Genomic DNA, 23,272 nt, shown 5'->3' with positions numbered 1-23,272 from the left:
CGGCGCCGACACGGGTGTGCCCCGGCCCCCCGCGGGGGGCCGGGGCACACCCGGAGTGCTCGGACGAGGCGTCCCGGCCCTCGTCCGTGGTGTCCGGCTCGCCTCCGGGGCCAAGCCCCTCGGGCTCACTCCCGTGACCTGCCGGTGGACGGACGACCACCGGCCACGGTCAGTGGGCGACCACCGGAACGTGCAGCTCGTCCTCGGCGCCCGTGCCCGTGTCCTGGCCGGAGACCGACGCCGCGCCGGGGCGGCCGGCGTTGACGAGGGTCAGGGCGATGGCCGCGGCCACCACGAGGATGCCGACGGCGAACCAGATCGCGCTCGCGTAGCCGTGCACCTGTCCCTGCAGCTGGACCAGCTGCGACTGCGACTTCGAGGTGGCGGTCGCGATGTGGTCCTTGATGTAGGACGTGGTCGCCGAGGCCGCGATCGTGTTCAGCAGGGCCGTGCCGATCGCGCCGCCCACCTGCTGCGAGGTGTTGACCATCGCGGAGGCGACACCGGCGTCCCGCGGCTGCACCCCGTGCGTGGCCAGCGCCATGGCCGGCATGAACGCCGTACCCATGCCGAGGCCGAGCAGCAGCATGGCCGGCAGGATCAGGGCCGCGTAGGCCGAATCGAGCTCGATCTGGGCCAGCAGGAACATACCGGCGGCCGCGACCAGGAATCCGGGGCCCATCAGCAGCCGCGCGGGCACACGGGTCATCAGCCGGGCGCCGATCTGGGTCGAGCCCGTGATCATGCCCGCGATCATGGGCAGGAAGGCGAAGCCGGTCTTGACCGGCGAGAAGCCCTTCACGACCTGCAGGTAGTAGGTCAGGAAGAGGAACGTGCCGAACATCGCGATGATCGCGAGACCGAGGGAGAGGTAGACGCCTCCACGGTTGCGGTCGGTGATGACACGCAGCGGCAGCAGCGGGGCCTTGACCTTGGCCTCGGTGATCACGAAGGCCACGAGCAGCACCGCGGACGCGACGAACAGGCCGACCGTCATGGAGTCGCCCCAGCCGTCCGACTCGGCACGCGTGAAGCCGTAGACGAGCGAGACCAGACCGAGGGTGGAGAGGATGACGCCCGGGATGTCGAGCGGCGAGCGGTTGCGGCCGCCCTCCGGCTCCCGGATGACCAAGTAGGCGCCCGCCGCCGCGACGACGGCGAAGGGGATGTTGACGAAGAACGTCCAGCGCCAGTCCAGGTACTCGGTGAGGAAGCCACCGAGGATCAGGCCGACGGCGCCACCGCCACCGGCGATCGCACCGTAGATACCGAACGCCTTGGCGCGCTCCTTGGCGTCCGTGAACATGACCGCGAGCAAGGACAGCGCGGCAGGGGCGAGGAGTGCGCCGAAGATGCCCTGGAGGGCACGGGAGCCGAACATCATCGCGCCGCTCTGCGCGGCACCGCCGAGCGCGGAGGCGAGGGCGAAACCGCCGAGGCCGATGACGAAGGCGCGCTTACGGCCCCACAGGTCCGCGACACGGCCGCCGAAGAGCAGCAGACCACCGAAGGCCAGGGCGTAGGCGGTGACCACCCACTGGCGGTTGCCGTCGGATATCCCCAGGTCCTGCTGGGCGGACGGAAGCGCGATGTTCACGATGGTGGCGTCGAGGACGACCATCAGCTGGGCGAGTGCGATGAAGACGAGGGCCCGCCAGCGACTGGGGTCGGGGGCGGAGGCGCCCGGGATGTTTCGGGCTGTTTCAGACATGGAGGTATCCACTTCGGGACTTCGTGACGGAAAAGTCAGGACTCGGGAGCGAAAAGGGATCGTGCGGAAGGAGGGCAGGCGGAAAGGAAGGCGGGAAGGCGTGGCCCGTCGACGGTGACGGCTGGGACGCCTGTCATGTCACAGCTGTCCGGCGTCTGTCACAGCTGTCTGGTGTCGTGCGGACGGGCGGCGCCCGTTGAACTCGTCGCTCAGGACTGGCGCAGATCCTCCATGGTCGCGGCCGTACCCGGCAGTTCGGAGCGGGCCGGAGCCCGCAGACCGTCCAGGAACAGCTGCAGATGGCGGTGGACGAAGCGGTCGAGGCTCACACAGCCGGTGCCGGCCGGAGGCCTGCTCAGCTGTGCGACGGCGATCATCAGATCCCCGACGCCGATGTCGGGGCGGAGCTGCCCGGCCGCGCGGGCGCGGTCCATGAGCTCGACGATCAGTCGCTCGACCCGTTCACGTGCCGCTTCCAGATCGGGGTGGTGCTCGTCGAACGCGCTGGCCGCCATCGGACACAGCGCGCTGATCCGTTCGTCGGCGGCAGCGTGCACGAAGTGCGACAGCGCCTCGAAGGCATCGCCGCTCTCGGCGAGGGCCCGTTCGGCGTCCTCGGCCGTTCGATCCATGACCCAACAGACGACCTCGCGGGCGAGTGCGTCGCGGTCGGGGAAGTTGCGGTACACCGTGGCATTGCCGACACCGGCCCTGCGGGCGATCTCGTCGAACGGCACCTCGGGGCCGAACTCGACGAACATCTCCCGGGCCGCGGTGACGATCCGCTCCCGGTTGCGCAGAGCATCGGCACGCGGCCGGGTCACTCGGCGCGGCACTGGGGGCGCGGTCTGCACGGCGTACTCCTCAGGTGGAGTGGAAGCGCGTTCCGGGGACTGGGTCCCCGTTTCGCTCGGACACAGGTCTAAACGGGGAATCGGTCCCCGGTTATTTCCCGCCCCGACCCGGATTTTCTGTGACGTGGGACACATGCCTCACCCGGTTGGTGGAACCGCGGCCCGGGCACCGTCCCGGCCCGTCCGCGCCGGGCCGCCGACGCCCTCGCACGCCCCTCCCACAGCCGTCGCGCCCTCACCTCTTCCGCACCCCTGAACCCTCGTTCGGGCTGCTCCAGCGCGCGCCCGACCTCCCCTCGGCACAGGGTGAGCGCAAGGGTGCAGTCGGTGACGGGCGGCTGCCGTGCAGCGAGGGGTCACCGCATGCAGTTGTCCCGCCGCCGGATACGCTCCCGCCGCGTCGCCTCGCTGGCCTCGGTCGCCGTTCTGACGCTCGCGGTCTCCACCTCCGCCGGCACCGGACATCTCATCACCGGCTCCACGACACCGGGACCCATCGCACCGGCCCGCGGAGCACTGCGCGCCTGCATGATCCACGGCAGCAGCAGCGTCCAGATGCCGGAGGGCATCCCGACCCCCGCCGGGTACGTCCGCTCCACCGGAACCGTCCACGCCCTGAACCTGATGGTCGACTTCTCCGACGCTCCCGGGCAGGGCAGCGCGATGGACCGGTTCGCGGAGTTCTTCCCGCAAACCCGGAAGTGGTTCACGACCAGCTCCTACGGCCGGCTCGACTACCGTCCCGAGGCCCCGATACAGCACTGGCTGCGGATGCCCAAGCCCTTCTCGGCGTACGGCCTGGAGCGTGGCGCCCCCTTCGACCCCGGCTACCGCCGGCTGGTGCAGGACATCGTGGCAGCCGCCGACCCCGAGGTGGACTTCCGCCGCTACGACCTGCTGAACGTACTCGTGACGCCGAACGCGGGCCCCTCGGCCCTGGACACGGTCCTGTCGGTGACCTTCGCCGGCAACACCGACGCCCCGATAGCCGACGGCGTGCCGCTGTCCAACGCGTCCTTCATCTACAGCCGCCAGGACGACGGCTCGGGCTCCTACGCCCGGACCGGCTACCGGGTCCTGCCGCACGAGAACAGCCACACCTTCGGTCTGCCCGACCTCTACACCCAGGAGGGCGGGGCGGCCGTCGGCCACTGGGACATCATGAGCGAGGACTGGGGCGCCGACAACGACCTGCTGGCCTGGCACAAGTGGAAGCTGGGCTGGCTCGCGGACTCCCAGGTCAGCTGTGTCAGCACCCGCGGCACCAGCGAGTACACGCTGACCCCGCTCGGCCTCGCGGGCGGCCGCAAACTGGTCTTCATACCGATCAGCTCCAGAGCCGGATACGCCCTCGAACTGCGCACCCGCGCGGGCAACGACGCGACGATGTGCCGGCCCGGCATCCTCGTCTACCGCGTCGACGCCAACGTCGACACCGGCAACGGGCCCATCATGGTCCACGACGCCCAGCGCGACAGCGGCGGCTGCACCCACAGCCCCAACGTCCAGGCCGAAATGTCCGACGCCACCTTCCTCCCCGGTCAGAGCTTCACGGACCCGAAGACGGGGATCGTGGTCACCGTCCTGGACCGTGACGATTCCGGGAACTTCCGCGTCCGCGTGACACGCCGGTGAGCAATCCCCGGACATCCCGGGGCCCGGGGCGGCGCACGGGGCGGGCTTACCCGGCGCAGGCGGCCTGACCGGCATTACCGTGACCTCATGCGCCCGAACGCCATGCCCGCCCAGGACTCGGCCGCCCCCGCCGAGGCCGTCACGCCCCTGATGCGAGGGCTCACCGTGCTGCGGCGGCTCACCGACACGGACGGCAGCTGCAGCCTCAGCGCTCTGGAGCGGGCCAGTGGGCTCGCCCGGTCCACGGTCGACCGGATCACGGCGACGCTGGCCCGCATGGGCTATGTACGACTCGACGGCCGGGACGCCGTCGTCGCACCACGGCTGATGGAACTGGGCAATGCCTACCTTGCCGCGCTGCGGCTGCCGAAACTGCTGGATCCGCACGCGGACGCGCTCGCCGACGGACTCGACGAATCGGTGTCGCTTGCCGTCGCCGACCGGGACGGCATCCGCTTCATCCACCAGGCGACCCGCCGCCGCGCGATGTCCCTGAGCTTCCGCATCGGTGATCTGCTGCCCGCGGAGCGGACCGCCCCCGGACCGCTGTTCGCCACGGAGTGGGACGAGGCGGACTGGAAGCGCTGGCACGAGCGGCGGGCCGCGGACCCCGAGGACCGCGGCTTCCCGGCGGTGCCGCTACGCAGCCGCCCACTGGCCGGGTCCGGCGGCAGCGCCCTCGGCGACGACTTCGAGGAGCGCACCCAGCAGGCCCGCGAGCAGGGCTGGGCCCTGGACGACCAGCTGATCGAGCCGGGTCTGGTGGCGCTCGCCATGCCCGTGAGGAAGGCGGACGGCCGGATCGCGTGTGTGGTCAGCGTGGTCAGCCATACGAGCCGTCACTCCGCGGACGATCTGCACGGGACCCTGCTGCCCCGGCTGCGCTCGGCGGTGGCGGCGATGGAACGGGAGCTGCACGAGGCGCCGCCCGCCGCCCCCGACGCGCCGTCCGGACTCGCGACCTGGACCGGGGCGTCCAAGCAGGAGCTCGGACGGGAGTTCGTGGAGTCACTGGCCCGCGGACTGACGGTGATCACGTCCTTCGGCGAAGGACGCGCCGAACTGACACTCACCGAGGTGGCCGAGGCGACTGGGCTGGCGCGGGCGACGGCACGGCGGGCTCTGATCACGCTGGAGCACCTCGGATACGTCACCGCGCACGATCGCGTCTTCCGGCTCACCCCGCGCGTGCTGGGCCTCGGCTACCCCTCCCTTTCCCGGGTCACGCTGCCGGACATCGCGGCTCCCCATCTGAGGACCCTGTCCGAGCAGGTGCTCGAGTCGACCTCGTTGGCGGTGCTGGCGGGCGACGAGATCCAGTACACGGCCCGGGTCGCGCCCAGCCGCATCATGAGTGTCAACTTCACGGTCGGCACCCGGCTGCCGGCGTATCCGACGTCACTGGGCCGGGTGATGCTGGCGGACCAGACGGAACCGAAGCTGCCCGAGGTGACCTCCCTGACGTCGCGCACGGTCACGGACCCGGACGAACTGAGGGCGGCGCTCGACCGCGTCCGGCGCGAGGGATACGCCCTGGTCGACGAGGAGTTGGAGGAGGGCCTGCGGTCGATCGCGGTACCGGTGCGGGACCGCGGGGGCAAAGTGGTCGCCGCGGTGAACATCGCCATGCACAGCAGCCGTCGCACGATCGAGGAGTGCGTGGCCGAGCTGCTGCCGGAACTGCGTGCGACGGCGGCACGGATCGAGGCGGACCTGCATGTGGCGGGGCGATTCAGGAAGGTGCCGAGCATCTGACGACGTTCCTGCCGGCGATCCGTACGGCCGCACCGGCGATCACCGCACCTCGCATCCCTGACCCCGCCTGGGGTCGAGCCCTGGGCCCGCCGTCAGTTGCTGCTCGACCGGGACGAGTTGCCGTCCGGCACACGACGCACGCGTGCACATGAGCCGGGTCCGGCGACGAGTGCCGAGCGGCACCGCCGTGCACTCGGCGGGCGACGAGCACACGGCATCACCCGTTCGCGTTCTCCCGGACGACGAGCCGAGACGGCCGGTGGGCGGGGCGCGTCACCGAGGTGACGACGGCTCCGGAGCCCTGCCGGACCTTCCGCGGAGCGGTTACGCGTTCCGCGAGCGCCGGACGTGTGTGTGCCGCTGAAGCTGCGGGCTTGCCGGTGTCGTGATCCCATGAACGCCGGGAGCGCACGGTACATACTCCGCGGTCGATGCCGTGCTCACGGATACCGAAGTCACCGGTACCGGTTTCTTGCCGACCACGCTCCACCACACGGCCGTTCGCGGGAGCTACTCCGCCCGTGCGAGTCCGCGCGTGCGGGACCGTTGCCCCACCCCCCTGCGGCCGAGAACGACGTCGTCGTACGGGTGCACGACGCGGGGCTCACGCGGTGAGAGCTGGACTGGCCGGGGACCTGGACCGATCGCGCCGGCCACGACCGGACACCGCGCGTGCCCGGGCACGAGTTGTCGGGTGTCGTCACGGAACCGGGAGACGTCCTGGACCGCTCGGCCAGGGACTGAAGAAGAGGGCGGACGAGGACAGAAGAGAGCAGAAGAAGGAGAGCAATCATGATCGGAATGCGGATCACAGGCGGCGTTCTGGCCGCCGGCATAGCGGCCACGGCCATCGTGTGCTCCACCGCGGCAGACCGTGCCCCGGCCACAGCCCAGGCGGCGCCGGCCGCCGCCGTGGCCTCTCCGCGCCCGACCGAGACGCTGACGCCCGTACTCGAACAACCACTGACGAACGTGGAGGGCAAGACATTCACCTCGGCGATCGTGGACTTCCCGCCCGGTTCACACGCCCTGCCGCATCGGCACGGCGCGGCCTTCGTCTACGCGTATGTGCTGGAGGGCACGGTGCGCAGCCGGCTTGCCGGGGAGCAGGCGCACGAGTACCACCAGGGCCAGTACTGGGTCGAACCGCCGGGCGCCCACCATGTACTCACGGAGAACACAAGCTCGACCAAGCCGGCGAAACTGCTGGTCATCTTCATCTCCAACACGGGAGACAAGCTCAAGACCGAGGACGCCCCGACCCAGGGCACGAGCTCCACGCGGGGCTGACCGCGGGGCGTCTTGTTGCGCGCAGCTCGGGGCCGGTGCGGGTGTGGATGTAGGTGCACCTGACCGAGCAGGCCCTGTACTGAGACGAGGCCGCAGGCCACCTGCCCGTGCCGGGTCGGCCGGCCGACTTGGCATCACCGGAGTCCGAACACTCCCCGCGGCGTCGAAGCCCGGCACCTCCCGGCCCTCGACTTCGTCCCCGCACACCACGCGAGCGGCCGCCCGAAGGCACCGCGGAGAAGCCGGTCCGCCGGCCGGCACGGCCCGAGCACTGCGACTCGGCTGCCCGACACCAGCGCCCGCCAGAGCCCTGATCCGGTACGCTGTGCAACGAGCGCCCCGGCAGGGCGCTGCGGCGTGTCACGCGGCTCCCCGCGCTCCTCACCGCAGCAGCCCTCCCCAGGTCGTTCAAGGCTTGCCCGGAAAACCTGACCGCGACCCGTACACCGAGCGACGGGCAGGATTCCACCCAGGCCGCGCTTTAGCCTTCGTAGCTCAGGGGATAGAGCACCGCTCTCCTAAAGCGGGTGTCGCAGGTTCGAATCCTGCCGGGGGCACAGAGAAAGGGCCAGCTCAGGAGGGTTTCCTCCCAGGCTGGCCCTTCATCGCGTTCGGGGTCGTGCCACACGCGTGCCACTACGGCTGTGTGGAGGCCGGATCCTCTAGTCCGAGACGGCCTCTCCCCCACCCTCACGGATCATCGCTCCGAGCCGATCAGCGATGGCCCGATCACGGTCGCTGGTCATGTGCTGGTAGATCAGCGCGGCGCGCGAGCTGCTGTGGCCCATGCGGGTCATCAGCTCACGGGTGCTGGCACCGGCAGTCGAGGCCAGCGTGTTGCCGGTGTGGCGGAGATCGTGAAAGTGGAGTTCCGACGTGACCCCCGCGGCCTTCCTGGCCGACACCCAGTCGTCACGGAAGTTGCTCCGCCGGAGCTGGCCGCCCTGCGGACCGACGAAGACATGCCCGTCGCGGCCAGACGCGGCGAACTGATCCAGGTGGCGTGTCACGTCGTCGAGCAGCTCGGCGGGGAACGAGACGGCACGAACGCCGGCGGCGGACTTCGGCGCTTTGTCGAAGAGACGGCCGTCCTGCAACTCGGTTTGAGACCGACGGACGCTGACGGTCAGCCTCTCCAAGTCGACGTCCCGACGGCGGAGGGCGGCCAGTTCGCCGAACCGCAGAGTGGTGAACGCGGCCAGGAGGACGAGCAGCCGGTAGCGCGGCGCGATGGAGTCGGCGACGGCGAAGACCTCGACAGCCGACAGGACCGGCCGCTCGGGCACGTCGTAGCGATCGGCGCCCTTGATACGGCACGGGTTGCGCCGGATCAGTTCGTCGTCCACGGCCGTGTTCATCAGGGCCCGCAGCAGTTGATACGCCTTGACCACCGTCGGCTCGCCGATGCCGGCCGCGAGGAGTTTCCCCCGCCAGCTACGCACACGAGCCGTCGTCACGTCCGCCATGGTCCCGGCACCGAAGGTGGGCAGGATGTGCAGCCGCATCACGGACTCAGACCGCTCACGGGTGCGATCGGCGAGCTTCCGGTCCCGCAGCCATGCCGTGGCGTACTCCGCGAAGTTGACCGCCCCGGCGTCCGGGTCCGACCACTGGCCGCGCGTGATGTCGGCCTCGATCTGGGCAAGGGCGACTTGGGCGTCGCTCTTGGTCGGATAAGTCTTCTCGGCCGGACGAAGTAGCCCCGTCTCGGGATCGCGGTAGCGGACCTGCCAGCGACCGGACTTGAGCTGTCGGACCGATCCGAAGCTTCTGCGCTGCCCCTTCTTGTTGGCCATCAGGCAACCCTCCGCAGCGAGCCTCGCCGGTGGCTGATCGGCTGCACTGTGTTGGCGTCGATGAACGCGCTCAGCTCACGCTCCGGGATGCGGACATGACGGCCGACCTTGACGAACGTGATGCGTCGCTCGGCGATCAGACGACGCGGGAAGCGTTCCGTGGTGCCGAGAAGTTCGGCCACCTGCGCCACAGTGAGGTAGCGGTCAGCCATGGGTGGGTTCTCCTTCCGTTCCGGGGGCGGGTTCGAGGGATGCGGCGAGCCAGGCTTCGGCGTCGGAGAGGCCGGTTCTGGCGAAGACCCAGTGCGCGAGTACGTACGTGGTCTCGGGGGCGGGTTCGTTCGGTGCTGCCTGTGCTCGTCGCCATTCGGCGCGGGCGTCGCGGAGCGCGCCGAGGGTGGTGGAGTAGCGGCGGGACTTGGTGGAGAAGTGGCCGCGGAAGCCGAGCATGTGGGCCCAGGCACGCAGGCGGAGGTGTTCGAGGTCCTTGCGTGCGCCGAGAGCCCAGGCGGTTCGGATCAGGCGGCGGGCATGCTCGCTGATGTCGAGCTGGGCAAGTTCGGCGACGAACTTCAGCGGGCGGTCGAGAGCTCCCGTGGCTGTCTCCGCGCCCTTGGTGGCGTACTTGGCGATGTAGGCGGCGACCGCGCGTTCGGTGAGCTCCTGGCCGTCGTTGAAGTCGGCCGAGCGGATGGTGCGGACGTCGAGTTGGCGGCCGAAGACGAACTTGTGGGCGCGTCCGTCGATGGTCGGGCCGTCGACGCGGACCTTGGCCGCGGCAGCGCCGATGGCGTCGGTCAGCAGCTCGGCGGTGGCCCAGGCCGGGGGCGGAGTCTCGCCGCCGCCGGGGCCGTCGATGCGTATGACCGCGTGGAAGTGGACCGCACCGCGCTTCTGGTACTCGGCGACCTTGGCGAAGGAGACGCGTGCATGGTCGCGGAGCTCCCGCTGTAACAGGCCGGCGCGCTTGCCGACCTCCCGGCGCAGGTAAGTCGAGAAGCGTCGCCAGAGCGGACCGGCGTGAGCGTTCCAGAGGACGGCGGCTTCGTAGTCGTAGGTGTCCGGGTTGAGCGGGGTGCCGAGGGCTTCGTCGTCCTGGTCGTGGTGGGTGCCGCAGCGGCAGGGGCGGCCGTCGGTGCAGCGGTTGTGGACGGGGCCGAAGCCGGGGGCGGTGAAGGTGGCGAAGACCCGGGGGTGGGTGGCGACGTGTTCCGGGGTGCCTTTGCCGCCGCGCAGTCCGGCGGTGATCAGTTGGAAGGTGTCGCGGCGGTAGACCTCGGAGCAGGCCGGGCAGCGGGTCGTGCGGCGGTTGTTGCAGCGGACGAGGAGTTGGCCGGCCGGGAGGTCGCCCGAGTTGAGCTGATGGAGGACTCGGCCGATCTCGCCGGTGGCGGTGTCGACGTCGTACTCGGTGCGGTGGCCGTCGAGGCGGATCGGGTGGGTGCAGCCGCCGAGGCTCGAGAGCTGACGGAGGATAGCGGGCAGGGTGCCGCCTGCGGCGAGGTTGCTGAGTTCCGGGAGTGGGGGCGGGGTGACGCTGGTGAAGATGGCGGTTCTCCTTCTGACGGGCACTTCGGGAGGAGTGGGCCGCCGGGGCGGCGGGTACGTGGCGGTGTCGCGCCGCCCCGGAGGTCTGGCCGCAGGTCAGCGGCGGTGGTGGTCGCGGAGCAGGGAGCGCAGGACCACGGCGGCGACGGCGACCGAGATGGCCGTGACGGCGACGGCGGCCAGGAGCGCGGTGAGGACGACTCCGCCGACGAGCACGGCCGCGACGGTCTTCTGGTCGATGGAGACCGATGGGAGCGAGCGCCGGGCCGGGGCGGGTGTCGGGTCTGTCGGGGTGTGGGTGTGTGCGGGCGGCGGGGTGGGGTTGTCCGGGTATTTGGCCAGGAACACGGCGAACTCCTTATCTACTCGTCTAGTCATGTGAGCCGTTTACGACGTCCACCCCGGATCGCGTGCCGGACTCGATGGCGGGGGCGAGGACGGTGCGCGAGAGCCAGAAGCCGAAGAGGGTGATCAGGACGACGATCCAGATGCGGACGCCGAGGAACTTGACCGCCGCCCAGGCGAAGAAGCCGAGGACGACGACGAGCGGAAGGCTGACGGTCACGGGGTACGGGGTCCTTTCAGCGGACGGGGCAGCGGTGGGTGCGGGCGGCCAGCTCGGCGGCGGCGCGGCTGTCGTAGTCGGCGGAGAAGTTGCAGCGCGGGGCGGTGCAGGCGGCGGTGTGCTTCTCGCGGCCGCGGTGGTCGTAGGCCGTGCCGACCTGCACGGGCCCGATGCGGGTGACGTTGCGGAAGCGGCGGTTGGCGGTCATCAGAGCTCCATTTAGAGGTGGGCGGCGATGGCTTCAGCCATGGGCGCCGGGACGCCGAGGCGGGCGCGCAGGGTGGTGACGTCCATGGGGGTGCCGGTTCGGGTGTGGTGTTCGGCGGCGACCTTGCGGGCGTGGTCGATGAGGGCGGCCGGGACCGGGACGGCCGGGCGGTCAGGCGGGGCCTCGATGGCGGGTTGGGCGGGCGACTCGGGTTCGGGGGCGGTTTCGGGCTCGTCCTCCTGGTCCTCGACGACCTTGACGTCGACGGCTGCCTTGGGTGCGGAGTGGGCGAGGAGCGTTCCGCCGAGGAAGGCGACGGCAGGCCAGCCCGCGACGAGGATGCGCAGCCAGGCCGGGACGTCGCCGAGGTCGAGCAGGCCGGCCGTGGCGACGTTCGCGCCGAGAGACGCGGCGAGCGCGATGACGAACCAGCACCAGGCCGCACCCTTGGCCGAGCCGGAGCGCAGTCGACGCCAGGCGGCGACGAGCAGCAGGTCGACGGAGACGGGATAGGCCCAGGCCTTCCAGCCGTCCTGTCCGGCCGCCACAGCGACGTCGTGGATGTGCGCGAAAGACAACGCGGCGGCGATGAGCGCCTGGACGAGTACCGCGTCAACCCGGGCCAGTTGGGCGCGCATGAGGGCGTCTCCTTCCGGGATCAGGCATGGGAGGGGTAGGGACGTGGCGCGAGACGGTCACGCCGGACGGGATGGAGGGAGGCTCAGTCAGTGAGGAGGTTCGGCTGGACTGCGGGCCCTGGCCGCTCGACGGAGGGCAGCGGGTCGGGCACGTAGGGCCGGAACGGCTTCAGCGCGGGGAGGTCCGGTACGAGGTGGGCCGTCTCCCGGCAGACGTCGGCAGTGTCGCCGAGGGAGAGATACGGGGTGCGGATGCGGGACCAGCCGCCGGACGTGTCACCCGCGACCGCCAGGCCGGGACGTTCAGCGGGGATGGCGCAGGCGGCGAGGACCGCTTCCGGCGCGATGTCGCCGAGGGCCATCTTCGCGGAGGCCTCATCGTTCACGCGGTGGCAGACCCGGCCGGTGAGCTGAGCCCGGAGCATGGTCGCGCCCTTGCCGAGTTCGGCACCGAAGCGCTGCCCGCACACCTCGAGGTAGATGCCGGCCGCGCGGCCGAGCTGGGCGAGGCGGATGAGCTGGGTGACCATCTCATCGCGCCGTTCCTCGTCCTTGCGGGTGGCGGTCAGGAAGAGTTCCGCCACCTCGTCAACGAACAGGACGACGGGCACAGGCCGTTCGCTCTCGGGCAGGCCCCAGATGTCGGAGGTGATCTCCTCGTCAGGGGTGCCGGGGGCAATGCCCTGCCGGGCTTTGATCAGGTCGTACCGGTCCTCCATCTCCTTGACCAGAACAGGCAACAGCTCTGCCGCTTCATCCGGATCGGTGGCCAGCGCTGAGAGGCGCAAGGCGAACGGGGACAGCTCGACCCCGCGCTTGCAGTCGACGCCGACGAGGGCGACGTCCTGCGGCGCAAGGCCCGAGACGAGATGACGCAGGTACATGGACTTGCCCGACAGCGTCGCGCCGAGGGTGAGTTGGTGGGGAACGGCCCGGTAGTCGCGGACGAAGGGCATGGCGTCCTCCCGCAACGCGACCGGCACCTTGAGGAAGCCGCCGTCGATCTTGCGCGGCATCCGCACCTTGCGCAGGACGTCGAAGCCGACCAGCCGCAGTTCGACGACACCGGGCTTGACGGTGGAGACGTACACGGCGTGGACGCCCCAGGCGTGCCGCAGCCGTTCGGCCGAGGCGGTGACGTCGGCGGGTTCCTGCCCCGGAGCGAGGCGGAGACGAAGCCGTAAGCCCGTCGAGGTGGGCCGGATGATGCCCCGCCGAGGAGGGGTGGGCCGCACCTCCCGCCGAGTGGTGGCCTTGACGGCGAGGATGCGCAGCCGGGACGGCGCGACGGTCAGGCCGCAGGCTTCCATGACCGAGGCGTACGAGCTGAGCAGTCGGACGGTGGATATCGGCCCGCCGACGGCGGACCAGTAGAGGCCGGGGTGGTTGGCCCGGGCGTAGGCGGCCCCACCGCCGAGCGCGGCGACAGGACCACCCACCTCCAGAAGCGTCGCGAGATCGGACATCAGGCCGAGGCCCCCATCACGGCCGGGAAGGCGGCCGGGGTGACAGCGGCGGCCCGGAAGGCGATGCCGTGACGCTGCTGGCCGTTGAACACGGACTCCCACGGCCGGGCAACGAGCCCCGGCAGCGCGACCGGCGCACCGAGGTTCAGCCCCTCGGAGACACCGCCCTCGGGGACGGTGACCTTGATGAGCGAGGACTCTCCGTCTTCGATGTAGACGACGCCGATGGTCATCAGCGCCTCACCGCTGACAGCGTCCTTGGCGATCTCACCGGTCTGGCGGTCACGGACCTTCGGCTCGGGAGCCTCGGTGAGGAGGATCGTCGCGGCGGAGGTCTCAACACGGATGGTGCGCACAGGCACGTTCCTATCTACTCGTCTATACAAGATGCGATCTGCGAACCCGATTCCTCGGGCTCACGACGATCACCTTGCCACACCACTTGCCCACTCGTCTATACGAGTAAGCGTGTTGGGGTGTACGAGTTCGAGAAGCGTGCCGGCCACTGTCAGACCCATCCGTCAGAATCCCGCCATGCTGATAGCGACAAACGCCAACGGCCTCGTGGTGAAGCGCCCCTCGAAGCCGGCCATCGGGACGATGCTCGCCAACTTGCAACGCGGCATGGAGCACATGGTGCTTGAGCGGCAGGAAGAGGACCTCGAGGGGGACTGGTACATCCAGGTCCTGTTCCGCGCCAACAACACCTACCAGCTGGAGTACCGGGACGGCGTCCCTGCCGAGCACTACCAGACGCAGACCGTCTCGCAGGAGAAGGTGCGGGAGGCGCTCATCGGCTGGGCGACCGGCAAGCCGGACTGGCGCGAGGGCTTCATGTGGAGCAACGTCGGCGACATGTTCACGCCGGAGGCCTAGCACCCCACCGACACCGGTCATGCGATCACGTCGCCGGGAGCTGGTACGCCAGGACGTACGCGTCAGCCGCCATGACCGTGTCGCAGACCTCGACGGGCCGCTTCTCCGTGTCGAAGGCGGTTCGGATCAGGTGAATGACCGGCACGCCGGCCGCCAGCCTCAGCGTGCGCACCTCGTCCGGCGAGGGCATCCGGGCCCGGATCTCCTCCTCGAAGTGGTCGAGGCGGTGGCCCAGCTCTTCGAGGCGGGCGTAGATGCCGCCGGGGCCGGGGTTGGGTTCGGCGATTTGCGTGCCGCGGGCGATGTCGAGCGGTAGGTAGGAGGTGGCGAACTCAACCGGCCGACCGTCAAGGAGGTAGCGGCGCCGACGTGCGAGGACCCGCCGCACGGACCCGAGCCGCGTGGAGATGTCATGGCTCGCCTTCTCCTCCTTGACCTCGAGGCTGTCGACCTGGGGGTGACTGCCGGCCGCGTCGGCTTCGACGATGAACGCGGACTTCCCCTGCTCGCGATGACGCCGGGCGAACCGGTCCGAGGCGAGACGCCGCACAGGCGGACGCGGCCGGACGAAGACGCCCCTGCCGTGCTCGGCGTGGACCAGGCCCTCCCCCTGGAGGATCGAGAAGGAGTTGCGGACCGTCATGCGAGAGACCCCGTAGTGGTCGACGAGCTCCGCTTCCGAAGGCAGCTTCTCGCCCTCCCGGAATCGCCCACGGTCGATGGCGTCACGCAGCTGGTCGGCGATCTGTCGGAAGACCGCACGATCACTCGTGGGATCGAGATCACCGAGCAGGCCCGAAGAAAGAGGGCTCACGTGTGTACTCCTTTAGGTATCTAGACGAGTGGGCGAGTGCTTGTTGCTACGGTGGAGAGCCTAGCCATCCGAGAGGGCCGAGGAACGTGAGCACAGAACGCCCGCACTCCGTGAGCGTGGCCGGGGTCGTCGTCGACGCCCAGGGCCGGGCCCTCCTGATCCAGCGCCGGGACAACGGTCACTGGGAACCGCCGGGCGGCATCCTCGAACGCGAGGAGACCGTCCCCGAAGCCCTTCAGCGCGAAGTCCTCGAAGAGACCGGCATCAAGATCGCGCTTCCCGCGACCCTCACCGGCGTCTACAAGAACATGACGGGCCTGATCGTCTCGCTGGTCTTCCGCTGTGAGGCGGCCGACGGCACGCCGACCACCGGCGACGAGACCCGCGCACTGCGCTGGGTGACCCGCGAAGAAGTCTCCGAACTTGCCGACGAGGCGTACGCGATCCGCGTCATAGACGCACTCGACGCGGCGTCCCCGCCGGCCATCCGCGCCCACGACGGCGTGAAACTCGTCTAGTCCGAACCCGCTGCACATGGCGGCCTACCAGCATGAAGGAACTTGTATGCACGAGTATACGAGTACTGCCCGGGTCTGGGGACTGTCTTGCCCAGGTTTCCCGGAAGAGGTCAGCCGGGCCCGCCGATGGACGCGCGACGTCCTGCGCGGCTCCCCTTTTGCCGAGGACGTCGAGCTGATCGTGAGCGAGCTCAGCGCGAACGCAATCCTCCACACGGCGAGCGGCCATGAGTCCGGCAGCTTCCACCTGGCCGTCGCCGTCTCGGCGCAGGTGGTCGCCGTATCGGTGACGGACGCCGGAGGCATGGGCACGGCCCCGAAGATCGAGCACCAGGACCAGGACGCCGAGCACGGCCGCGGACTCGGCATGGTCAGCGCGATCGCTCACCGGGTCGTCGTCCACAGCAGCGAGGCCGGCCACACCATCACGGCGGAGCTCTTCACCGACGCACGCCGAGGAGGGCACCCGTGCTGACGACGACCAGGCCCGGCTTCTGGTGCGAATGCTGGACGCAACGACTGGACGGGCGACGCCCGCCGGCCCTCTTCGGATCCTTCGACGCGTACTCGGCGGTCGAGGCGAACAACTGGGTGGCGACGATCCTGCGCACCATCTCACCAACACTCGACACAGCCGCTTCTCAGGAAGCGTGGACACGCCTCCAGGATGACCGCATCGACACGAGACGAGCCTTGTTGCGCCGGGAGCCCTGGACGGTGTCCATCACGCACGTCAGCACGCGCATCACATGGACAGTCCGTCCAGCACTCTTCCTGCCCCTCTCACACCGGCAGGGGCTCGACCTCCCAGCCTGTGCGCACGACTTCAAGCCCGCCGGCAACGGATGAACCTGCTTCAGAGAGTCAGTCCGGCACCCGCCCGATGGTGAACCCTTCACCATCCTGGAACTCGATCAGAACCCCGCGGTCCACGAGGTAGACCCAGCACTCAGGGCAGCATTCGAGTACCGCGTCGGCATGCGTCGCCAGCAGGCCAGCCTCCGAAGCGAGCGAGGGCACCGCGAGATTGCCCCAGAACACGACCGCCAACTCGTCCGGGCTTGCGAGACCGGAGAGAAGCCTCCGAAGCTCCCCACCGTCGAACGCCGGGGAGCGCTGTACCTCGGCACCCTGCCAGTCCAGCCGATACGACCCCACAGAACCGAACCGGTTCAAGCTCAGTGCTGCAAACGTCCTGTCCTCGTCGTACGACAGCACCACCGCCGCATCTCCAACGGATTGCAGCAGCACCGCGATCACGTCCGCTTGCGTCCCGTAGCCAGCCTCGGCACCCATGACACTCCCCACATCCACGACTGCCGACGACACACCAACCGCCGCCGACACAGCAGCGGCCCACGAGGCGAGTCATGCAAGATCAGGACCATCCAACCGACTGAGTTACAACTTTCTCTACTGGTTCAAGCACCCGTCGTCGCTTCGCTCCTCCGGGCGGGCGCGGGCGGCCGGCGGCGCCCGCGCTCATGTCTCCGCCCCGCTCGGCACCGCCGGCCGCCCGCTCCCGCCCAAGAGGCAGGCACACGGGCAGGAAGTCAGAACACGTCGTGGCTTCACCGGGCAGGTCCCCAGACTGCTCGACGCGCCGCAGGCTTACGGGGCCATGATCACTCGCCCCAAAGCAGCTCCAGCCCAAAGCAGCTCCGCCGACCTCAGTCGTTCATGGACAGCTCTCGGCGCATCAAGTCTCGGTAATCGTAGTGGCGCACCTGAAACTCCATGGCCTCGTCCATGGTCATGCCCTCCTTGGCGACATAGACCTCAGCGGCGACCGTCTGCGCCTTGTGCGCCTCATCCTTCAGGAAGGCCACCAGCTCACTCGCCGTGGCTTCCGGGTGCAACTCGAACCAGGTCGCGGCCAACTGGTGGCAGTACGTGTGCATCATGGCTTGGTTGTGCGCCATGAAATCTTGGGTGGCATTACGGCGAGTCATGAGCCAAGCATGTCGGGTTGGAACCAACCGTGTGGCTCTTTTGCCACGATGCGCCCGCCGGGCCGTCCTGGGGCCGTCGGACGGTGCTCAACGACGGCCCACGTTGACAACCACCGACGGCTAAGTCGCAGGTCGCAGCGTTGATCGATTGCACGGCCGCAGGTCAGGGACCCGTCCCTTCAACTCGGTCATTGAGACTCCACCGACCGCTTACGCCGGCCAATCCAGGCCTGATGAGCAGGCACTGACACTATGACGCAATCCGAATCAGGCGATCATCCGCCGACAAGCGAAGTACAACCTTCTCCTCCAAGAACTTCGGGGCATCGTTGTCGATCGCAATGATCTGCAACTTATCTCGGTAGCGTTCCGCCATTTCGGCAAGTAGACGAAATGCGTTATCTTCCCTTCGCGCATCCCACCCCTCACGACCGGTATTACTACTAATTCCATCAAGAACTAGGAGTCCCGCCATAGGGAGGCCTCGATCAATACAAACGGTATGAACGGCCAAAGAATAGGCGATATTTACGAGCACTTGCATCCCTTGACTGGAGATTTCGTCGAAGGAACGCCCGCCGACAATAGGAAGAAAGTTTCGCTTGTCGATCTTCACCCCAAGGCCGGCTCCGCCGATCTGAGGTGGCTCCAACTGAGCTAGGTATTCCTCGAATCGCTCTTCAAGAGCATCCAAATTGTCCTCAGCAACAGATGAGTTGTCGCGACCCGCTAGATCGGCAGTGATTGAATCTTTCAGATCTTGCAGACTTCGCGCATCATCCATGATGCTAGAACGACGAGCGAGAATCTCCAGGTATTCTTGAATGCGCGCCTGCTCCTCGACGTTTCGGGCACGCCGAGCGCTACGCTCACTAAGTTCGTCACCACGGCTACTGACGAACGCGCGTGTTCTGAAATCTAGCTCAGCTACCGCCGCCTCCAGCTCCGCTTGCCGCTGCGCCAGAGCCTGCTCAATGGCAGCAAGTTCTGCCTGACGAAATCCCTGCACCTCAGAAATTTCAGAAATTTGCGCCTGAACTCGTCCTTGCTCCTTGATCAGAGCGGCCCGCCGATCACTCTGGTCAGTCAAGGGCTGGGTACACAAGCGACAGTGATCGTGATCCTGCTCATGCGCTGATGGCAAGTCTTGTCCGCAGCGTGGACACACGATGAAATCAAAGTCCAACAGGTTATCTTCGGCCACGATGGCACGAGATAGCTTGACTACCTGTGAGTGAAGCTGGATCCTCAACTGCTCAAGGTCGCCTAGCTGTCGCTCGACGGCATCTTTTTCTTCCGTCAAGGTGCCACACGAGTCTTCAAGCCGAATTACGGTATCGCGCAAGCTCTCCGTACCCAAGCTTGTGTGGAGACCATTCGCAGTGTCGTAAGCCTCAGACTCCAGCTCAGCAGCTTCTTCCCTCAGCGTGGTCAGCCGCGCTTCCAACTCCCTGCGATCGCCGAGCATCGTTCCACGCATCAGCCTGTCAAATGCCGCGCTTTGTTGAGAAAGGAAGTTGATTCGACTCTCAACGTCCTTAAGCTCAGCTTGCAGCCGCGCCATTTCGGTGTCGTAGAGACCGAAGGCAATCTCGAAAACGTACCGGCGCTTGATGTTCCTGAAAGGGTCTCGATGACCGAATACCATGTTGTCGATCTCAGCACCCGGGACCATCGAGTAGTTCAACCAGTCGTTGATAGTAACCGGTACGTACTCACTGGATTCGGGGCGCGATCGTGACGTTGGAACATCAACGACGGGCAACCCGATCTGTTCAAGGAGCCATTGCGAGTAGGTCTTATCGGCCGTTCCATCGTTCTTTACGGCGGGAAGTCTATATGCGCTATTCGCGCCGACAATATCCACCTTCGCTGTCGGCGTGGTTACACGAGGTCGAGAAATGAGCCACTCGGCTGCGCCAGTATGGACCTGACCGGTAATAGCACTCACGTAGTTGACTTCAGGAGGCATGCTCTTCGGCAAGGCTCCCAGAAACCCGCGCATGAGTCGCAGCAGAGTTGATTTTCCTGTTGCGATCTCGCCCTGCACAATGCTGAGATCAGGATTGAAATTTACTTCTCTGCCTCCACCGACCAGCCTCACATAGTCGATCTGAAGCAAGTGGTTTTGCTTAGCCATTAAATACTTTCCCCCCAAGACGACCCGGTAATATCCGGAAACAGGGAATAGATGAGTTTCTTCAGCCTCTCGCCTGTGAGGTCGAAGTGACGTCTCAAGAGCAATGAGCGTTCTTGATACTCACTCCAAGACTCATCTTCTAGAAGTCGCTCGACTAAAGCTGCCCCTTGGGGAGTACTCCTGTAGCCGTGTCCACGCGAATTAACGGATACTACCTCGATCAGGCCCCGGCCGATGAGGCTCCCCAGCAGGGAATAATAGGCGGGATCCCAAGGGCCATACCGATAGCGGACCATCCGTTCATCGATCGGGACTTCCTCCTCGGTAGCCGTAGCAATAGTCTCTGGGTTAACACCCTTGCTCTGCAACGCTACGGCAAGTCGCTCAGGGTATCGCAGAAAAAAGTCCAGCTTAGCTAGCTTTGTGCGTCCTTCGAGATGTGCCTGCGTTCCCTTCTGCCGGCTGAACGTGTCGATCAGCAAGAGGAGTCGAGCGGCCCCCTCAGCGGAAGGACGGTACTTCTCTCTTTCCGCTGCAACGCGACGAGCGCGACGAGCCTCCAGGCCTACGGCACTCATGACGCTCTCCATGAGTATTCACACTCGTCTGATAGGCAGCAAAGGTATCCGAGTTGGCCGTGCCGGTCGGTAAAAAGATTGTCGACGTCAAGCTGCTTTAGCATCATTCGATCAAGCTTGAGATCGATGAACACCTGCTGTCCGGGTGTCGTGTGGTTAGCATGCCGCATCGCAACGGTTCTGCCGTGATCGAGTAGCTCCTCAGCAAGAGCGGCCAAAGATTCTTCGGCAGTGATCGAGGAAGCAAGAAGTTCGAGCCTTCGAGAATCTGCAGTTGACTGAAGAGCCGCTGCCTCGATCTGCACTTCCTGGCTCGCGCAAGCAAGCATGAGCTTTCTGCGCAGATTAGAAATCGGCTTTCCGGAGGTCAGAAGTGCGCTTAGGTGAGCATGACCAAGTACAGGGTCGTCAGGCAGTATATCGATCAGCTCAGCTTTGGTGAGGGTCTGACGTTCCAATGGGCTGGGCTCGTTCGCGGGAGCCAACCCCACAGCCCTCATGAATTCCTGCGCCTCGCGCGTAACAAGTGTGCCTTCTTGCGCATCCTCGGCTCTCTGCAAAATTGTCTCCAGAGCGCTTAGAACATGAACGACTCTGGTATTAGGCAAGGCCCTGGCCAATGCCGCAAGTACCATATTATCAATGTCTTGCTCATTGACTCGGTTGGGCAAGATTACCAGAGCGTCGAGGAATGCGGATATCTCGGCGTCGGAAATATCCTTCTTCTGATCCTTAGCTACCGCTTTAGCGAGCGCGACTACTTTCCTTTTATAATTACCCGATATGGAACTGGGACGGGCAAAGAATCCTGCTGTGGGCTCTTTAAGTGAGGCTGCACCTTCGAGCCAAAGCGAGTAACTATCTCGTACTTCCGATCCTTCGGAACGCCCATTGAAAGCGATCCGCGAGCGGATGAGCGAGTCGACGCCGCCACCGTCTTTGCAGACCTCATTGAATGTCCAGCTGGCTCTGCCGGGAATTCGAGTCTTGACCTGTCGGAACTCAAGCCTCTGCTCCCAGACTAGAACCAAGTCGTCAACGTGTTCGCAGACAACGGCTATAGGTCCATCCTGCTGCAAACATGAGATCCAGAGCAAGGCGGCAACTTTAGCTTGGTAACGGTATTTGCCGAAGGTGACGCTCCCACTCATATCGGGTGACACCGTCGAGCCGAGCGCTACGAGAGCTGGTTCGCTATTCTCAGCACTAAGAGCTTTCCGCGACGGGCTCTCGGCAGGATTGATCACGCGCCCCCTATTACCGTGTGCACTAGCCATGCAACGCAGAGGCACACCGTACGGCGGGCAACGTTCAGTGCGCCAGACATAGTCCAAAAGCGGCGAGGAGCTACGAGAGATGTTCCGTAAGCAGGGCCCGCCGGCCATCCGGGGATGACGCCCTCCCTGCGGCCGTCATCAGCCGGGAAGACATCGGCCCCTACCCGTAGCCGAGCGGCATGAAGACCACACGGGCGTTGAGGTCCGCCACGGTGGTGGGCGGCACTTGGCCGCCGGGTGCGTACTCGTCCACGGGCTCTTCCTCCTCGGGTGACGAGCAGCATGCGGCCCTATCCGAAGCCCGGGGATCAGCTGCGCGCGGTCGCCGGGGCGTCGCCGGGGGCCGGCGTGCTTTCGGCCGAGGTCTCGGCAACGGCGGCGCGGCGCTTACTCCGCTTGTCGTGGGCCACGGTCCCGGCGATGGTGGCGGCGGTGATGACGCTGCCGATGATGACGCCCCGCCCGGTGTAGAAACACTTCAACGCGAGGGGTCCGCCCCGTTTGCTGGCTTCCTTGGCCAGTTCCGCGTAATCCCACGCCATGGTTCTCCTCCGGCCCTCATGTTCGCTCGCTCGGGAACAGGTAGATGATCGCAGGGCAGCGCTATGAAGGTGCGCGGTTCGCGACTTCCGCCGCCAACGGGTACTGGGGGCTCCCCCGCCGCCGATGGTGCATCCGTACCGGGAGGCCGCCCGGGCCGCTCCCTGGCCGGTGATCTGGTCATGTCGGGCCTGAGAGTGCACTGCGGTAGTTCTCAACCACTCCGCGGCGAACGACATGACGAACGCGTCACCTCGGTCGGGCTCCGACCCGTGCACGTGCCGGCCGCCGTGGCTTGCTCTAGTCGACGGGATTGGCAGCATGGTGATGTCGGGGGGGGTACAGCGAGACACACGCGCGCCTGGTAGGTCGGCGCGCCCGCCGTCGTGGCTGACTGTCGTCGGCTGAGGGTCGTGCCACAACCGTGCCAGATGCAGGGGTCAGCTGCGGTCAACGCCGGTGTTTCGCAGTCCAGTAGCCGCCGCTGCGTCGGCTGGCGAAGCCGCAGCTCAGCCCGCAGATCACCCAGCCTCTCTCCTAAAGCGGGTGTCGCAGGTTCGAATCCTGCCGGGGGCACGCTTGACCTGCGGTTTTGCCGCGAAGTAGTTCGGCGTTCCCACTTCCCGGAGAAATGGGAACGCCGTGGGAACGAAATCTGACTGACCGTCAGGCCTGCTGCAGAGACGGGCGCGATGCCAGAAGTCAGCGCGAGCGCCGTGCACAAGCTGGAGTACCGCATGGTTCGCTGGCCAGGGTGATGTCGGGGCACGTTGCCAGTGTGGCGACGGTGACTGGCAAGTCGGCCGTAGTGGGCCGGGCCCCCGGGGGTCAGTGACGGCGGGGCCTTGGCACGCATTTCGCTCAGCAGTGCCGCAGAGCCGGAGGTCCCCCGACCACGACGATCCCGATCTGGCGGCAGACCCCACCCCCGACGCCGCCGGGCTGGGAGTGCTGCTGGAGGCCGGACGCGCGGCCAGTCCCGACACTGGGATAAGCCGCTGAACAGCCGCGACGTCCACATCGCCGTGTCTGTTTTCGCAGGTGGTACCCCGGCCCAGGGCGCGATGGATGCGCACGTCCACGATCGCGTCCGGGAGTCGCGGGCACCTTC

24 protein-coding genes, 2 tRNA genes and 1 pseudogene are annotated in these 23,272 nt (G+C 67.1%); 10 read left to right on the top strand and 17 right to left on the bottom strand.

From position 1 onward, the window contains the following. Window positions 1–169 precede the first annotated feature (169 nt). Both ADL25_RS28125 and ADL25_RS28120 read right to left on the bottom strand, forming a co-directional pair. Window positions 170–1,711, bottom strand: a complete 1,542-nt coding sequence (locus tag ADL25_RS28125) for an MFS transporter (RefSeq protein ID WP_059130637.1) — start codon at window positions 1,709–1,711, stop codon at window positions 170–172. A 209-nt stretch (window positions 1,712–1,920) separates the two neighbouring features. Then, window positions 1,921–2,565, bottom strand: a complete 645-nt coding sequence (locus tag ADL25_RS28120) for a TetR/AcrR family transcriptional regulator (protein WP_059130636.1) — start codon at window positions 2,563–2,565, stop codon at window positions 1,921–1,923. 363 nt (window positions 2,566–2,928) lie between these two features. Between ADL25_RS28120 and ADL25_RS28115 the strand changes: the two genes are divergently transcribed. The 5 genes and pseudogenes from ADL25_RS28115 (at window position 2,929) to ADL25_RS28100 (ending at window position 7,802) form a co-directional block, all read left to right on the top strand. Then, complete coding sequence (locus ADL25_RS28115; protein ID WP_059130635.1) at window positions 2,929–4,200, top strand: M6 family metalloprotease domain-containing protein; 1,272 nt, start codon at window positions 2,929–2,931, stop codon at window positions 4,198–4,200. A gap of 87 nt (window positions 4,201–4,287) precedes the next feature. Continuing rightward, window positions 4,288–5,955, top strand: a complete 1,668-nt coding sequence (locus ADL25_RS28110) for an IclR family transcriptional regulator domain-containing protein (protein ID WP_059130634.1) — start codon at window positions 4,288–4,290, stop codon at window positions 5,953–5,955. A 546-nt stretch (window positions 5,956–6,501) separates the two neighbouring features. Beyond that, window positions 6,502–6,669, top strand: a pseudogene (locus ADL25_RS50795) (alcohol dehydrogenase catalytic domain-containing protein); the annotation flags it as partial. Between the two features lie 78 nt (window positions 6,670–6,747). Beyond that, a complete protein-coding gene (locus tag ADL25_RS28105; RefSeq protein ID WP_059130633.1) occupies window positions 6,748–7,245 on the top strand; it encodes a cupin domain-containing protein in 498 nt (165 codons plus the stop codon). Window positions 7,246–7,729: 484 nt separating this feature from the next. Continuing rightward, a tRNA-Arg gene (locus ADL25_RS28100) sits at window positions 7,730–7,802 on the top strand. 105 nt (window positions 7,803–7,907) lie between these two features. Here the strand turns inward: ADL25_RS28100 and ADL25_RS28095 are convergent. The 9 genes from ADL25_RS28095 to ADL25_RS28055 all read right to left on the bottom strand — a co-directional run bounded on the left by ADL25_RS28095 (window position 7,908) and on the right by ADL25_RS28055 (window position 13,822). Further along, window positions 7,908–9,041: a tyrosine-type recombinase/integrase gene (locus ADL25_RS28095; protein ID WP_059130632.1), complete on the bottom strand. Its 1,134-nt coding sequence runs from the start codon at window positions 9,039–9,041 to the stop codon at window positions 7,908–7,910. After that, window positions 9,041–9,253 (bottom strand): excisionase family DNA-binding protein, encoded by a 213-nt coding sequence (locus ADL25_RS28090; RefSeq protein ID WP_059130631.1) that lies wholly within the window; start codon window positions 9,251–9,253, stop codon window positions 9,041–9,043. The genes ADL25_RS28095 and ADL25_RS28090 overlap by 1 nt, the downstream gene beginning before the upstream one ends. Further along, window positions 9,246–10,526, bottom strand: a complete 1,281-nt coding sequence (locus tag ADL25_RS28085) for a replication initiator (protein ID WP_059130815.1) — start codon at window positions 10,524–10,526, stop codon at window positions 9,246–9,248. Before ADL25_RS28085 ends, ADL25_RS28090 begins: the two co-directional genes overlap by 8 nt. A gap of 159 nt (window positions 10,527–10,685) precedes the next feature. Continuing rightward, window positions 10,686–10,937 carry a hypothetical protein gene (locus ADL25_RS28080; RefSeq protein WP_059130630.1) on the bottom strand — a complete coding sequence of 84 codons (252 nt, stop codon included), beginning with the start codon at window positions 10,935–10,937 and terminating at the stop codon, window positions 10,686–10,688. Window positions 10,938–10,959: 22 nt separating this feature from the next. Continuing rightward, on the bottom strand, window positions 10,960–11,154 hold the full coding sequence (locus tag ADL25_RS28075) for a hypothetical protein (RefSeq protein WP_059130629.1): 195 nt from the start codon (window positions 11,152–11,154) through the stop codon (window positions 10,960–10,962). Window positions 11,155–11,170: 16 nt separating this feature from the next. Further along, the gene (locus ADL25_RS28070; protein ID WP_010985414.1) at window positions 11,171–11,362 is read right to left on the bottom strand and encodes a mobile element transfer protein; all 192 of its coding nucleotides are present in this window, start codon (window positions 11,360–11,362) and stop codon (window positions 11,171–11,173) included. A gap of 11 nt (window positions 11,363–11,373) precedes the next feature. After that, a complete protein-coding gene (locus ADL25_RS28065) occupies window positions 11,374–12,000 on the bottom strand; it encodes a DUF2637 domain-containing protein (RefSeq protein WP_059130628.1) in 627 nt (208 codons plus the stop codon). 83 nt (window positions 12,001–12,083) lie between these two features. Beyond that, window positions 12,084–13,466, bottom strand: a complete 1,383-nt coding sequence (locus ADL25_RS28060; RefSeq protein ID WP_059130627.1) for an FtsK/SpoIIIE domain-containing protein — start codon at window positions 13,464–13,466, stop codon at window positions 12,084–12,086. Continuing rightward, a complete protein-coding gene (locus tag ADL25_RS28055; RefSeq protein ID WP_059130626.1) occupies window positions 13,466–13,822 on the bottom strand; it encodes a hypothetical protein in 357 nt (118 codons plus the stop codon). Before ADL25_RS28055 ends, ADL25_RS28060 begins: the two co-directional genes overlap by 1 nt. 178 nt (window positions 13,823–14,000) lie before the next feature. Between ADL25_RS28055 and ADL25_RS28050 the strand changes: the two genes are divergently transcribed. Continuing rightward, complete coding sequence (locus tag ADL25_RS28050; RefSeq protein ID WP_234381067.1) at window positions 14,001–14,342, top strand: hypothetical protein; 342 nt, start codon at window positions 14,001–14,003, stop codon at window positions 14,340–14,342. A 25-nt stretch (window positions 14,343–14,367) separates the two neighbouring features. Here the strand turns inward: ADL25_RS28050 and ADL25_RS28045 are convergent, their stop codons facing one another. Continuing rightward, window positions 14,368–15,156 (bottom strand): GntR family transcriptional regulator, encoded by a 789-nt coding sequence (locus tag ADL25_RS28045; RefSeq protein WP_059130625.1) that lies wholly within the window; start codon window positions 15,154–15,156, stop codon window positions 14,368–14,370. Between the two features lie 110 nt (window positions 15,157–15,266). Between ADL25_RS28045 and ADL25_RS28040 the strand changes: the two genes are divergently transcribed. From ADL25_RS28040 to ADL25_RS28030, 3 genes are read left to right on the top strand one after another with little or no spacing between them, the layout of a single operon-like run. Beyond that, window positions 15,267–15,674 carry an NUDIX hydrolase gene (locus ADL25_RS28040; RefSeq protein WP_059130624.1) on the top strand — a complete coding sequence of 136 codons (408 nt, stop codon included), beginning with the start codon at window positions 15,267–15,269 and terminating at the stop codon, window positions 15,672–15,674. A 46-nt stretch (window positions 15,675–15,720) separates the two neighbouring features. Further along, a complete protein-coding gene (locus ADL25_RS28035; protein WP_059130623.1) occupies window positions 15,721–16,149 on the top strand; it encodes an ATP-binding protein in 429 nt (142 codons plus the stop codon). Beyond that, window positions 16,143–16,523 (top strand): hypothetical protein, encoded by a 381-nt coding sequence (locus ADL25_RS28030; protein ID WP_059130622.1) that lies wholly within the window; start codon window positions 16,143–16,145, stop codon window positions 16,521–16,523. Before ADL25_RS28035 ends, ADL25_RS28030 begins: the two co-directional genes overlap by 7 nt. A gap of 15 nt (window positions 16,524–16,538) precedes the next feature. Here ADL25_RS28030 and ADL25_RS28025 read toward each other — a convergent pair whose 3' ends face one another. From ADL25_RS28025 to ADL25_RS28015, 5 genes are all read right to left on the bottom strand, one after another. Continuing rightward, window positions 16,539–16,970, bottom strand: coding sequence for a hypothetical protein (locus ADL25_RS28025; RefSeq protein WP_059130621.1), 432 nt, complete (start codon window positions 16,968–16,970; stop codon window positions 16,539–16,541). Window positions 16,971–17,344: 374 nt separating this feature from the next. Next, window positions 17,345–17,626, bottom strand: a complete 282-nt coding sequence (locus tag ADL25_RS28020; protein ID WP_159045026.1) for a hypothetical protein — start codon at window positions 17,624–17,626, stop codon at window positions 17,345–17,347. Between the two features lie 250 nt (window positions 17,627–17,876). After that, window positions 17,877–19,766: a hypothetical protein gene (locus ADL25_RS49190; protein WP_159045025.1), complete on the bottom strand. Its 1,890-nt coding sequence runs from the start codon at window positions 19,764–19,766 to the stop codon at window positions 17,877–17,879. A gap of 574 nt (window positions 19,767–20,340) precedes the next feature. Next, window positions 20,341–21,591: a dsDNA nuclease domain-containing protein gene (locus tag ADL25_RS46575; protein WP_159045024.1), complete on the bottom strand. Its 1,251-nt coding sequence runs from the start codon at window positions 21,589–21,591 to the stop codon at window positions 20,341–20,343. 338 nt (window positions 21,592–21,929) lie between these two features. Beyond that, window positions 21,930–22,163, bottom strand: a complete 234-nt coding sequence (locus ADL25_RS28015) for a hypothetical protein (RefSeq protein WP_059130619.1) — start codon at window positions 22,161–22,163, stop codon at window positions 21,930–21,932. A 499-nt stretch (window positions 22,164–22,662) separates the two neighbouring features. On the opposite strand from ADL25_RS28015, the gene ADL25_RS49185 reads away from it, so the two are divergent. Beyond that, a tRNA-Arg gene (locus ADL25_RS49185) sits at window positions 22,663–22,737 on the top strand. Window positions 22,738–23,272: the final 535 nt, after the last annotated feature.

The organism is Streptomyces sp. NRRL F-5122, from assembly GCF_001507435.1.
GTDB classification, from domain to species: domain Bacteria; phylum Actinomycetota; class Actinomycetes; order Streptomycetales; family Streptomycetaceae; genus Streptomyces; species Streptomyces lannensis.
This window is presented reverse-complemented; position numbering and strand designations above follow the sequence as displayed.

What these genes read in the sequence shown, in the direction of transcription:
- ADL25_RS49190 (WP_159045025.1), bottom strand. Translation starts at nt 19,766, where the DNA reads ATGGCTAAGCAAAACCACTTGCTTCAGATCGACTATGTGAGGCTGGTC.
- ADL25_RS28025 (WP_059130621.1), bottom strand. Translation starts at nt 16,970, where the DNA reads ATGGGTGCCGAGGCTGGCTACGGGACGCAAGCGGACGTGATCGCGGTG.
- ADL25_RS28115 (WP_059130635.1), top strand. Translation starts at nt 2,929, where the DNA reads ATGCAGTTGTCCCGCCGCCGGATACGCTCCCGCCGCGTCGCCTCGCTG.
- ADL25_RS28020 (WP_159045026.1), bottom strand. Translation starts at nt 17,626, where the DNA reads ATGACTCGCCGTAATGCCACCCAAGATTTCATGGCGCACAACCAAGCC.
- ADL25_RS28125 (WP_059130637.1), bottom strand. Translation starts at nt 1,711, where the DNA reads ATGTCTGAAACAGCCCGAAACATCCCGGGCGCCTCCGCCCCCGACCCC.
- ADL25_RS28050 (WP_234381067.1), top strand. Translation starts at nt 14,001, where the DNA reads ATGCTGATAGCGACAAACGCCAACGGCCTCGTGGTGAAGCGCCCCTCG.
- ADL25_RS28090 (WP_059130631.1), bottom strand. Translation starts at nt 9,253, where the DNA reads ATGGCTGACCGCTACCTCACTGTGGCGCAGGTGGCCGAACTTCTCGGC.
- ADL25_RS28070 (WP_010985414.1), bottom strand. Translation starts at nt 11,362, where the DNA reads ATGACCGCCAACCGCCGCTTCCGCAACGTCACCCGCATCGGGCCCGTG.
- ADL25_RS28065 (WP_059130628.1), bottom strand. Translation starts at nt 12,000, where the DNA reads ATGCGCGCCCAACTGGCCCGGGTTGACGCGGTACTCGTCCAGGCGCTC.
- ADL25_RS28015 (WP_059130619.1), bottom strand. Translation starts at nt 22,163, where the DNA reads ATGGCGTGGGATTACGCGGAACTGGCCAAGGAAGCCAGCAAACGGGGC.
- ADL25_RS28095 (WP_059130632.1), bottom strand. Translation starts at nt 9,041, where the DNA reads ATGGCCAACAAGAAGGGGCAGCGCAGAAGCTTCGGATCGGTCCGACAG.
- ADL25_RS28060 (WP_059130627.1), bottom strand. Translation starts at nt 13,466, where the DNA reads ATGTCCGATCTCGCGACGCTTCTGGAGGTGGGTGGTCCTGTCGCCGCG.
- ADL25_RS28110 (WP_059130634.1), top strand. Translation starts at nt 4,288, where the DNA reads ATGCGCCCGAACGCCATGCCCGCCCAGGACTCGGCCGCCCCCGCCGAG.
- ADL25_RS28035 (WP_059130623.1), top strand. Translation starts at nt 15,721, where the DNA reads ATGCACGAGTATACGAGTACTGCCCGGGTCTGGGGACTGTCTTGCCCA.
- ADL25_RS28105 (WP_059130633.1), top strand. Translation starts at nt 6,748, where the DNA reads ATGATCGGAATGCGGATCACAGGCGGCGTTCTGGCCGCCGGCATAGCG.